Annotated in this window: 6 protein-coding genes and 3 tRNA genes; 2 read left to right on the top strand and 7 right to left on the bottom strand. The window is 75.6% G+C overall.

Annotated features, from left to right (window positions below; all coding sequences use genetic code 11):
• Nucleotides 1-33: 33 nt before the first annotated feature.
• From PS271_RS14690 to PS271_RS14660, 7 genes are all read right to left on the bottom strand, one after another.
• Nucleotides 34-2,058 carry an ArnT family glycosyltransferase gene (locus PS271_RS14690; protein WP_398382325.1) on the bottom strand — a complete coding sequence of 675 codons (2,025 nt, stop codon included), beginning with the start codon at nucleotides 2,056-2,058 and terminating at the stop codon, nucleotides 34-36.
• On the bottom strand, nucleotides 2,055-3,317 hold the full coding sequence (locus PS271_RS14685) for a bifunctional glycosyltransferase family 2/GtrA family protein (protein ID WP_398382324.1): 1,263 nt from the start codon (nucleotides 3,315-3,317) through the stop codon (nucleotides 2,055-2,057). The genes PS271_RS14690 and PS271_RS14685 overlap by 4 nt, the downstream gene beginning before the upstream one ends.
• Before the next feature lie 108 nt (nucleotides 3,318-3,425).
• Entirely contained in the window at nucleotides 3,426-4,919 is a 1,494-nt protein-coding gene (locus PS271_RS14680) for a sensor histidine kinase (protein ID WP_398382323.1), read from the bottom strand.
• 71 nt (nucleotides 4,920-4,990) lie between these two features.
• Nucleotides 4,991-5,755 carry a response regulator transcription factor gene (locus tag PS271_RS14675; protein ID WP_398382322.1) on the bottom strand — a complete coding sequence of 255 codons (765 nt, stop codon included), beginning with the start codon at nucleotides 5,753-5,755 and terminating at the stop codon, nucleotides 4,991-4,993.
• A 180-nt stretch (nucleotides 5,756-5,935) separates the two neighbouring features.
• Nucleotides 5,936-6,009 (bottom strand) — tRNA-Met (locus PS271_RS14670).
• A gap of 29 nt (nucleotides 6,010-6,038) precedes the next feature.
• Nucleotides 6,039-6,111 (bottom strand) — tRNA-Arg (locus PS271_RS14665).
• Between the two features lie 239 nt (nucleotides 6,112-6,350).
• Nucleotides 6,351-6,441: transfer RNA gene (locus tag PS271_RS14660), tRNA-Ser, on the bottom strand.
• Nucleotides 6,442-6,657: 216 nt separating this feature from the next.
• On the opposite strand from PS271_RS14660, the gene PS271_RS14655 reads away from it, so the two are divergent.
• Nucleotides 6,658-7,131 carry an SSI family serine proteinase inhibitor gene (locus PS271_RS14655; protein ID WP_398382321.1) on the top strand — a complete coding sequence of 158 codons (474 nt, stop codon included), beginning with the start codon at nucleotides 6,658-6,660 and terminating at the stop codon, nucleotides 7,129-7,131.
• A gap of 254 nt (nucleotides 7,132-7,385) precedes the next feature.
• On the top strand, nucleotides 7,386-11,705 hold the full coding sequence (locus PS271_RS14650) for a response regulator (RefSeq protein ID WP_398382320.1): 4,320 nt from the start codon (nucleotides 7,386-7,388) through the stop codon (nucleotides 11,703-11,705).
• Nucleotides 11,706-11,741: the final 36 nt, after the last annotated feature.

Raw genomic sequence — 11,741 nt, 5'->3', positions numbered from 1 at the left:
AAGAGCTCCTCTACGCCGTACAAGCGAATTTTCCTACGAGCCTTGCGCCCGCTTCTCCACCGGCCGCGTCAGGTCGTAGAGGACCGCTCCGCCGACCGTGACCTTCGTGAAGTGCGCCGCCACCCACGCCGCGATCCCGGCCGAGGCGGACTCCTCCCCTCCGCGCCCGCCGCCGCGCGTCTCCCCGCCCCCCGAGGCGATGAAGTAGTGCACCTTGCCCGCCTTCACGTACGCCTCGAACTGCCGCGGCGTCGGCGACGGATCGCTCCCGTTGAAGCCGCCGACGGCCATCACCGGCACCTGGGTGGCGAGCTGGTAGCTCGCCGCGTTCTGCGAGCCGACCGCGGCCGCCGCCCACCGGTACGCCGATGCGTCCTTCCTCACCGCGGCCGCGGCGGCGGCACTCACCCGCGCACCGCCGAGGAGCCCGCCCATGCCGCCACCGGGACCGCCGGGACCGCCCGGAGCGCCGGGAGCACCCTCACCGCGCGACGGCTTCCCCATGGCCCCGGCAGACCCGGCACGGCCGCCGGGCCCACCGGGCCCACGCACTCCGGGCGCACCCCACGCCCCACCGAACCGCTCGCCGCGCCCCGCCATCCGCATGCCGCCACCGCCGCCACCGAAGCGCCCCGCGCCCTTCACCGCCGGCCCCGCCGTCACGATGGATCCGCCGTGCGGCGTCCGCACCGTGTTCAGCGTGTACGCCAGCGGCGCCGCGAGCGCACTCGTCACGGACAGCGCCACGGCAACCCGCGCAACATGCACCCGCCGCGCACCCAGCAACGCGCACCCCGCCACGACCCCGCCCAGCAGCACCGCCCACTTCAGCCACGGCAGCCACTGCGGCGTACGGTCCAGGAGCACGTACGCCCATCCGCCCGTGCCCGTCACCACCGCCGCCAGCAGGGCGAACGCCCGCCGCTCCCACAGCAGTACGGCCCCCATGCCGATCAGCGCGGCCACGTACGGCGCGAGCGCGATGTTGTAGTACTGGTGGAAGATCCCGGACATGAAGCTGAAGACCCCGAAGGTCATCAGCATCGCCCCGCCCCACGCCAGGAACGCCGCCCGGCGGCTGTCGGTCCGGCCCGCGCGCCGGGTCAGGACCAGCCCGGCCACCAGCAGCACGAACGCCGCCGGCAGCAGCCAGGCGATCTGACCACCCATGTCGGAGCCGAACAGCCGCAGGATGCCGGTGTCGCCCCAGCGACCGCCGCCGCCCCCGCCGGGCCCGTGCCCGCCGCCGCCCACGCTCCCGGTCTCGTTGCCGTTGATGCGGCCGATTCCGTTGTAGCCGAAGGTGAGTTCGAGGAAGCTGTTGTGCTGCGAGCCGCCGATGTACGGGCGCGAGCCCGCCGGCCACAGCTCGACCACGGCGACCCACCAGCCGCCGGAGACGACGGTCACCAGCCCGGCGAGCAGCAGCTGCCCCGCCCGCCGCAGGGGCCGGCCCGGGGCGCACACCGCGTACAGCACGGCGAGCGGCGGCAGGATCAGCCACGCCTGCAGCGTCTTGGTGAGGAACGCCAGGCCGAAGCAGAGCCCCGCCAGGAGCAGCCACGCCGTCCGGCCCGCCTCCAGCGCGCGCAGGACGCACGCCACGGCGCACACCATCAGCAGGCACAGCAGCGCGTCGGGGTTGTCGAAGCGGAACATCAGCGCGGCGACGGGCGTCAGCGCGAACGCCGCCCCCGCGAGCAGCCCGCCCGCCTCTCCGAAGTGCCGCCGCACCGCCGCGTACAGCACCCCCACCGCCGCCACGCCCATCAGCGCCTCGGGCACGAGGATCGCCCACGAGCCGAGCCCGAAGAGCCGTACGGACAGACCCATCGGCCAGAGCGCGGCGGGCGGCTTGTCGACGGTGATCGCCCCGGCGGCGTCGGACGCGCCGAAGAAGAACGCCTTCCAGCTCGCGCCGCCCGCCTGCGCGGCGGCGGCGTAGAACTGGTTCGCGTAGCCGGACGCGCCCAGGTCCCACAGATAGAGCGCGCCGGTGACGGCGAGCAGCGCCGCGAGCCGCAGCCGGGCGGCCTTCGTCGTGGTGGTGGTGATCATCGATCGTTCCTTGTCGCAGGAGCGGAGGACGCCGGGAAGACCCACGCCCGCAGCAGCAGGAACCGCAGCACCGTCGCCGCCAGATTGGCCGTGATGAGCACGGAGAGTTCCGCGCCGTGGGAGGGGGAGCCGCCCGCCGCGTGCAGCGCGGCGAGCGAACCACTGGTGAGGGCCAGGCCGATGGCGAAGACCACCAGACCCTGCGCCTGCTGCCGGACCGCCCGGTCCCGGCCCCGTACCCCGAAGGTCAGGCGCCGGTTGGCCGCGGTGTTGGCGAGGGCGGACAGCAGGAGCGCCGCAGCGTTCGCCTCCTGCGGGCCCGTGACCGCCCGCAGCAGCGAGTACAGCGCGAGGTAGAAGCCCGTGCTGAGCACGCCCACGGCGCAGAAGCCCAGGACCTGCCGGGCCAGCCCCCGCGGCACCCCCGCCACGGCCCGGTCGCGCGGGTCGTCGCCGAAGGGACGGCGCAGCCGGTCCAGCGGCAGCGCCCCCGTGGCGAGCGCCCGCCCCACGCGCCACACGCCGCGCAGGTCCTCGGTCGCGGTGCGGACGATGTGCACGGAGCTGTCCGGGTCGTCGACCCAGTCCACCGGCACCTCGTGGATCCGCAGCCCCGCCCGCTCGGCCAGCACCAGCAGCTCCGTGTCGAAGAACCACCCCGAGTCCTCGACCAGCGGCAGCAGCCGCTCGGCCACGTCCTTGCGCACCGCCTTGAACCCGCACTGCGCGTCCGAGAACCGCGCCGCGAGCCCCGTCCGCAGCAGCACGTTGTACGCGCGCGAGACGAACTCCCGCTTCGGCCCGCGCACGACGCGCGAACCGCCCGCGAGCCGCGTCCCTATGGCCAGGTCGGAGTGGCCGGAGATGAGCGGGGCGACCAGCGGCAGCAGGGCGTTGAGATCGGTGGACAGGTCGACGTCCATGTAGGCGAGCACGGGCGCCTCGGACATCGACCAGACGGTGCGCAGCGCCCGCCCACGGCCCTTCTCCTCCAGCCGGACCGCGGTCACCTCCTCCAGGGAGTCGTCCAGGAGGGCGGAGACCTCGGGGGTGCGGTCGGTGCTCGCGTTGTCCGCGACGGTGATCCGGAACCCGTACGGGAAGGTCGCCGTGAGGTGCGCGTGCAGCCGGCGCACGCACGCCTCCAGGTCGTCCTCCTCGTTGTGAACGGGGATCACGACGTCGAGCACGGTGCCGTGACCGTGCAGCGGCAGGGGCGCGCGAACGGGAAGCGGCGGCAGCAGGCTGTCAGGAGGCATGGCCCCGACCCTGCCGGGGCGGCCTGTCCCCACGGTGTGGAACGCCTGTGCCGAAGCTGTGAGTCCGTGAGCCCGTGAACCCTTGAGCCCGAGGCTCGCCCGCGCGGACTAACCCTCCGCCGCGACGGCGCTCAGCCCCCGCGGCGGAGTCCGGCGGTGCCGAACCGGCAACTCGACCGTGAACACGGTCCGCCCGGGCGCACTCCGCACGCCCACCCGGCCCCCATGCGCCCCCACCACCGCCCGCACAATCGCCAGCCCCAGCCCGGATCCCCCCGCGGCCCGCGACCTGGACGCGTCCCCCCGGGCGAACCGCTCGAAGACATGCGGCAGCAACTCCGCCGGAATCCCCGGCCCGTCGTCCTCGACCGACACCCTCGCCCACCCCTCGCGGGAGGCGACCCGCGCCGTCACCGTCGTCCCCGCCGGCGTGTGCGTCCGCGCGTTGGCCAGCAGGTTGACGAGCACCTGGTGCAGCCGGGCGGCGTCACCCCGTACGGCCACCGGTTCGGCCGGCAGGTCCATGCGCCACACGTGCCCCGGCCCGGCCGCCCGCGCGTCGCTCACGGCGTCGACCACGAGCGGAGAGAGGTCGAGGTCCGCGAACACCTGCGGGCGGTGGCCGGTGTCCAGGCGGGCGAGCAGCAGCAGGTCCTCCACCAGGCCGGTCATGCGGCGCGCCTCGGACTCGATGCGGCCGAGCGCGTGCCGCGTACGGGGCCCGATCACCTCACCGTCACCCGCGCCCCCGCCCGCACCCGTCCGCCGCGTGAGCTCCGCGTACCCCAGGATGGACGCCAGCGGCGTCCGCAGCTCGTGACTGGCATCCGCGACGAACTGCCGCACCCGTGTCTCACTCTCCTGACGTACCGTCAGCGCCGAACCCACGTGCCCCAGCATGCGGTTGAGCGCCGCACCGACCTGCCCCACCTCGGTGCGCGGGTCGGCCTCCGCCTCCGGTACCCGCTCGTGCAGCGCCACCTCCCCCTGGTGCAGGGGAAGTTCGGAGACCCGGGTCGCGGTCGCCGCCACCCGCCGCAGCGGCCCCAGCGCGAGCCGTACGGTCGCGGCGGCGGCGATCCCTGCCGCCACGAGGCCGGCGGCGGTGACGCACACCTCCACCACGATCAGCGTGTCGAGGGTCTCCTGGACGCTCGCGGTCGGGATGCCGACCAGGTACGTCGTGCCGTCCGGCGCGGTGACGGACCGGGCGCGGTAGTCCCCCCGCCCGGGCAGGCCGACGTCGTGCGGCCGCCCGTCACGGGGCAGCCGCGCGAGGGCGTCGCTCTGGGCGGCGGTCAGCGGCTCGCGCAGGGGGTCGCCGTCGCCGTGCCAGGTGCGCGGGGACGTGCTGACGGCCGAGTCGGTGACCCGCCCGTCGTCCCCGGTCAGCGCGCCGACGGTGCCGATGGGCTGGCCCCCGCCCTGCACGAAGCTCAGCGGGCCGCCGCGCCGCAGGTCCGGCGGCCGGGGCGCCGCGGCACGCCGCACCACTTCGGCCAGTTGGCCGTCGAGCTGCCCGTACAGGTAGCTGCGCAGCACGATGGCCGTGACCGTACCGATCACCGCGCACACGACGGCGACCAGCACGACGGTCGACACCACGAGCCGCGTGCGCAGCGTGCGGGGCCGGGGGCGCGGACGCGTGCGGGGACGGGCGGGCGGCGCCGGGCTCACGCCGGAGCGGCCGGCTTGATGAGGTAGCCGACGCCCCGCCGCGTGTGGATCATCGGCTCGCGCCCGGCGTCGATCTTCCGCCGCAGGTACGAGATGTAGAGCTCGACGACGTTGGCCTGCCCGCCGAAGTCGTACGACCAGACCCGGTCGAGGATCTGCGGCTTGCTGAGCACCCGCCGCGGGTTGCGCATGAGGAAGCGCAGCAGCTCGAACTCGGTCGCGGTGAGGTGGATGTCGGTGCCGCCGCGCGAGACCTCGTGGCTGTCCTCGTCCAGGACCAGGTCGCCCACGGTGAGGACGGAGCCGGGGCGGGGCGCGACGGCGCGGGCGCGGCGCAGCAGCCCGCGCAGCCGGGCGACGACCTCCTCCAGGCTGAACGGCTTGGTCACGTAGTCGTCGCCGCCGGCGGTGAGCCCGGCGATGCGGTCCTCGACGGAGTCCTTGGCGGTGAGGAAGAGCACGGGGACGTCGGGGCGTTCGCGGCGCAGCCGGCCCAGCACGGTCAGCCCGTCCAGGTCGGGCAGCATCACGTCCAGCACGACGGCGTCCGGCCCGAAGTCCCGCGCGGCCCGTACGGCCTCGGCGCCGTCCGCCGCGGACCGCACGTCCCAGCCCTCGTAGCGCAGGGCGAGGCGGAGCAGCTCGGCCAGCGACGCCTCGTCGTCCACGACCAGGACGCGTACGGGCGTGCCGTCCTCCCGCAGGAGGGGTGCGGGAGCGGGGGCGGGAGGGGCTGGAGGGAGGAAGGGGTCGGCCGTCATGGGGATGAGGGTGCGAGCGGCGCGTGAGAGGGAGCTTTCGGCTCTCTGTGATTCTCCTGAGAATCACGCACTCAACCGGGACGGAGGACTCCGCATTCGTCGGTGCACCGCTACGCCGGCACACCGGTACGCGGATACGCCGCAGGCCCGGTACCTGAGGTACCGGGCCTGCGGTCTTAGTAGCGGGGACAGGATTTGAACCTGCGACCTCTGGGTTATGAGCCCAGCGAGCTACCGAGCTGCTCCACCCCGCGACGGTCGGAAGTCCGAGGACTTCCGGCTGTGCGCTCGGCAGGATTCGAACCTGCAACCTCTTGATCCGTAGTCAAGTGCTCTATCCGTTAAGCTACGAGCGCTCGGCTTCCCGGCGTTTTCTTGCCGGTCGGCGTTGCGTGGACAACATTACATGAACTCCGCCGCGACGCGAAATCCATTCCCCGCACCCACTCCGACCTGCGAAAACGCCGCTCGGAGGGCCTCCGGAGGGAAGTCCGCGGAGCCCCTGGGGGAAGCCCGCGGAGCCTCCGGAGGGAAGGACCCCCGACAACGCGGAAGCCCCGGCCGTCTCAAGGACGACCGGGGCTTGCCGGTGGTGCGGAGGCGGAGGGATTTGAACCCTCGATGGGCTTTAAAACCCAAACCGCATTAGCAGTGCGGCGCCATAGACCGGACTAGGCGACGCCTCCAGCCCACCCGCGCATGCACGGGTGGTGCGATGCAGATGATGGCACAACCTCGCGGCCGCTCACCAATCGCACCCCTACGGTACCGGGCTTTCACCGGCCGGGGCAAAGACGTTTTCCGGAGCGCAACGCGTTGCCGCCCGGCGCGTTAGAAGGGTGAAGGGATCGGCCGGGCCCTGCACGCCCCCGGTCCGCCTCGCCTGCCCCCGGGAGTCCCGCATGCTGCTCCGCCGTATCGCCCTCGCCGCCGCCGCTCTCGCCCCGGTGGCCCTGCTCGCCGTCCCCTCCGCGTCCGCCGCCCCGGCCGCCGGGCTCCCCATGCCCCCGGCGAACCCCGAGGGCTTCGACCACCTCACCGTGATCATCAGCAACAGCGGCAGATTCGACGGCAGCCAGACCTCCACCTACCTCTACTGCCATCCGGACGGCGGCACCCACCCGCGCGCCCGGGAAGCCTGCCGCCAGATCGACGGCCAGACCACCTGGGGCAAGGACCCGTTCGCCCCCGTGCCCGACGGCACCGTCTGCACGATGATCTACGGCGGCCCGCAGCGGGCCCGGGTCGTCGGCCAGTGGGCCGGCCGCCCCGTGCGGGCGGACTTCAAGCGGACGAACGGCTGCGAGATCGAGCGCTGGGAGAAGTTCTCCCGCCTGCTCGGCACCCCCGAGAGGGGCTGGCCGGGAATCCGCTGACCGCCGCCCGGCACACCCGGCCGGCACGGTGCCGGCCGACCGCAATGTCCACCACAAGGTCTGACACATAAGACATGTCGGGCCTGCGGCAGACGCCCCACAGCGCCCGTACGGCGCGCCTCGCCGCACGTCTCGTCCGCCGCCGCGCCCGCCCCGGCAGCCCGTAGACTGCGCTCCAGTGACACGCCACGGCGCGGCGGCCAGCCCGCCCGGCGCGGTCTGCAAGGTGCGGTAACCAGGGAGGAAGCGTCGTCGTGAGCAGCAGGCCATCCCGAGGCGCTGCTCGCCTCGCAGCCATACTCGACGCCCTCCCCGACGCCCTGTTGCTCGTCAACTGCAACGGCACGGTCGTCAACGCCAACCACATAGCGCTGGAGACCTTCGAGGTCCCCGGCACCGGGCTGGTCGGCCGCGGACTGCTCTCCCTGCTGCCCGACTTCGACTCGCGCCGCATCCCCGGCTCGATGCGGCTGCCCGACAGCGACGACGGCCGCACGAAGCCGACGCGCATGGTCGCCCGGCGCACGGACGGTTCCCAGTTCCCCGTCGAGGTGACGAGCGCGAACCTGGAGGACGGCCGCACCCCGTACGCCGACCACCAGCCCTACACCGGCGACGAGCTCCTGATGCTCGTCGTCCGCGACCTGACCGGCACGCTCGACACCGAGGCGGAACTCGCCCGGCAGCAGCGGCAGACCGAGATGATCCTGCGCGCCGCCGCGGAGGGCGTCGTCGGCGTCGACACCGCCGGCAAGATCGTGCTGCTCAACCCCTCCGCCGCGCAGATCCTCGGCTACCGCGCCAGCGATCTCGGCGGCAAGGAGCTGCACCCGCTGCTCCACCACTCGCGGCCGGACGGCACCCCGTTCCCGTACGAGGAGTCCCCCGTCGCCGACACGCTGCGCTCGGGGCGCAAGCACCGGGTGCGCGGGCAGGTGCTGTGGGCCAAGGACGGCCGGGCCGTCCCGGTCGACCTCACGACGGCGCCCGTGCGCGACGGCGACCAGCTCGTCGGCGCGGTCATGACCTTCACGGACCGCCGCCCGTACGACGCGCTCGCCGCGCGCCACGCGCAGCTGCAAGCCGTCCTGAACGAGTCGCTGCGCGGCCCCCTGGAGCAACTGCGCGCCGAGCTCGGCACCCTGGCCGCCGACCCGGCCGGCCAGCTGTGGCCCGAGGCCAACCAGATCCTGCACCACCTCTCCGCCGGCTACGCCCGGATGACCACCCTCGTCGACAACGTCCTCGCCTACCAGCAGCTGGACGCCGGCGAGGCCAAGCTGGAGCGGGAGACGACCGCGCTCGACGAGGTCGTCGCGGCGGGCGTCGAGGGCGCGGTCGAGCTGATCGGGCCCGGGCGGGCGCAGTTCGCGGTGCACGCGCCGGCGATCGAGGCCGAGGTCGACGCGGAGCGGTTCGCGCAGGCCCTGGCGCACCTGATCGCGGACGTCGCGGGCGTCGACGCCACGGGCAACGCCCCCGCGGGCGGCGCGCCGTCCGGCGACTCCACGATCGTCGTGGCGGCGGCGCAGCGCGGCGAGGTCGTACGGATCGAGGTCCGGGGGCCCTACGCGGGCGGCGACCCCGTCCACGGGCCGATCGTGCGCGGCATCGTGCGGGCGCACGGCGGGGTGCTCCAGACCCACGACGTGCCGGGCGCGGCGGGCGGCAGCGCGTACGTCCTGGAGGTGCCCGTCTCCGCGAAGGCCGGGCCGGTGAGCCCGGCCGCCACGGAGCGGCGGTCCGCCACGGACACGATGAACGCCACGACCGTCATGCCGGTGCCGTCCCAGCGGGCGCGCGGCACGGCGGAGACGCCGCAGGTCCCCGCGGCTCCGGCCGCTGCCGAGGCCGGGACGCAGGGCGGCGGGCGGCGGGCGCGCCGCGGTACGGACGGCGACGCGCCGGGCGACGGCGCGGCGGCCGCCCAGCAGCCCGCGCGGGACGACGACACTCCCCCTACGGGGCGGCGGCGCGCCAAGCCGCGCACGGACGAGGAGCCCGCGCCGTCGGGCGACGCGAGCGGGCTCGTGCCGCCGCAGGGGCCCACGGGGCGGCGGGCGCGCCGCGAGCAGCCGCAACAGCAGCAGGCGGAGGACGCGCCGCGGACGGCGTTCGCCCTGCCGCCCGCCGAGGCGGACCGCACTCCGGAGTCCGCCGCGGCCGCGGCCCCGACGGGCCGCCGCGCGCGGCGGGCCCTCACGGACTCCCCGGAGCGCCCGATCCCGGGCCAGTCCACGGGTGAGCCCGCGGCGCCGCGGACGGCGTTCGCGCTGCCGCCGGCCGAAGCGGACCGCCCGCAGGGCGCGGGCGGCGGCCTGCCCGGCGCGCCCCGCAAGCCCGCGGACGACGACCGCGGCCCCGGAGCCTCCCACCCCGAGCGGGGCGAGGCGGGCCGCTTCACGGGCCCGCCCCAGAACGGCCGCAGTGGCACGGCGTCCTTCCTGGGTGCCGAGGAGGCGGGAACGGGCCCGGCCCGGAGCGGTCCTGCGCCGGCGGGTGCAGACCTCCCCCACGGCCCGGCCCCGTTCCCGGGCCGGAGCGGGCCTACGCCCGCAGGCGCGGGAGACGGCCACCCGGGCCCGAACGACGCCCCGGCTCTCCCGAACCAGGGCAACGGCCCCACGCGCACCGGCGCCGGAAGCCCCGGAAACCCCCAGCCCGGCCAGGGCGGCGGCACGTCCGCCTTCCTCGCGCAGGACGCTCCGGCGGCCACCGACGCGGGCCACGGCAGGGGAGGCCCGGGCCAGGGCACCGGCCCCGCGCCCGTAGGCGCGCGCGAAGGTCACCCGGGTCGGCAGGGCGCTCCGGCCTTCCCCGGCCAGGACGCCGGCCCCGCGCCCGCCGGAGCCGGAAACCCCGGCCAGGGTGGCGGCACTTCTGCCTTCCTCGGACAGGACACCCCGGCAGCCGCAGGCGCAGGAGTCGCCCACGGCCCCGCACCCTTCCCGGGCGGCCAGGCCGGACCCGCGACCGCAGGCGCAGAAAGCGGCCACCCGGCCCGCAGCAGCGCTCCGGCCTTCCCCGGCCAGGCCAACGGCCCCGCACCCGCGAGCGCAAACCCCCACCCCGGTCCCGGCGGTGGCACGTCCGCCTTCCTCGGGCAGAACGCCCCGGCACCCGCCGCCGCGGGCAACGGCCCCGCACGCGCCGGAGTCCCCCACGGCCCTGCTCCCTTCCCGGGCCCGAGCGGTCCCGCACCCGCTGATGCAGGCAACAGCCACCCCGGAGAGAGCGGCGGCTCCGCGCCCGTAGGCGCAGGAGTTCCCCACGGACCCGCGCCTGTAGGCGCAGAGAACCCCGGTCCCGGCGGTGGCACCTCCGCCTTCCTCGGGCAGAACGCCCCGGCAGCCGCCGGCACCCCCGCGGCTCCCGCGCCCGGCGGCCCGAACAGCCCCGCACCCGTACCCGCGCCGGACGGCGCCCCCGCTCCGACCGGCCGTCGCCGGGCCCGGCGGCCCCTCGCCGAGGAGCCGGGCGCGGCAGCGGCGGCTCAGGGCGGTCCGGACACCTCCGGGCGGCCGATCAGCGTGCGCGCGCTGGGCCAGTCCGCGCCGTTCGCCCAGGCTCCCGGCCAGGAGCCGGTGCCCGGCGGCGGTTCGGGCCGCCGCCGGCGGCTCGGCAACCCGGCTGAGGGCGAGCGCGAGCGCGCACCGGAGCAGGAGCCGAAGCCGGGGCAGACGCCCCGCGCCGCAGCGCCGCAGCGCCCGCCGCTGCTCGACGCCCAGGAGGGGCGGGCGTTCGCCATAGGGGCACCGGACGAGGGTTCGGAGGGGCCGGAGCCCCTCGACGGCCCCAACGGCGCGGTCGAGGTGATGAACGCGCCGCGGCCCCCCATGGACGACGAGCTGCCGCCCGAGCCGCTCGACAACCCGCGCCGGCTCCTCGTATGGCCGGCCCCGGACCAGTCCACAGAGGCGGCGCTGACCGAGCGCGGCTACCGCCCGGTGCTCGTGCACTCGCGCGAGGAGGTCGACGCGCAAACGGCGGCCTACCCGGCGGCCCTGTTCGTGGACCCGCTGACCGGCCCGATCACCCGCACCGCGCTGCAGTCGCTGCGCGAGGCGGCCGTCGCGGCCGAGGTCCCGGTGCTGGTGACGGCCGGCCTGGGGCAGGCGACGCGGGACGCGGCCTACGGGGCGGACCCGGCGGTGCTGCTCAAGGCGCTGGCGCCGCGCGACAGCGAGATGCACCCGCCGCGCGTGCTGCTGATCGAGGAGCACGAGCAGATCGCGAACGCGCTGACGGCGACGCTGGAGATCCGCGGCATGCAGGTGGCCCGGGCGGCGACGGACGCGGAAGCGGTGACGCTCGCCGAGCAGATGCGCCCGAACCTGGTGGTGATGGACCTGATGCAGGTGCGCCGCCGCCGCGCGGGCATCGTCGACTGGCTCCGCGGCAACGGCCTGCTCAAGCGCACGCCGCTGGTCGTCTACACCTCGCCCGCGATCGACCCGGCGCAGCTGCCGCGGCTGGCGGCGGGCGAGACGGTGCTGTTCCTGGCGGAGCGGTCGACCAGCGCGGAGGTGCAGGGCCGGATCGTGGACCTGCTGTCGAAGGTCGGCACGGACTGAGCCGGCCGGCGGACCGGCCCGCCGAGCAGGCCGCCC

It is taken from the genome of Streptomyces sp. SCA2-17 (genome assembly GCF_044336695.1).
The sequence above is the reverse complement of the archived record's forward strand: the minus strand, read 5'-3'. Positions and strand labels throughout refer to the sequence as shown.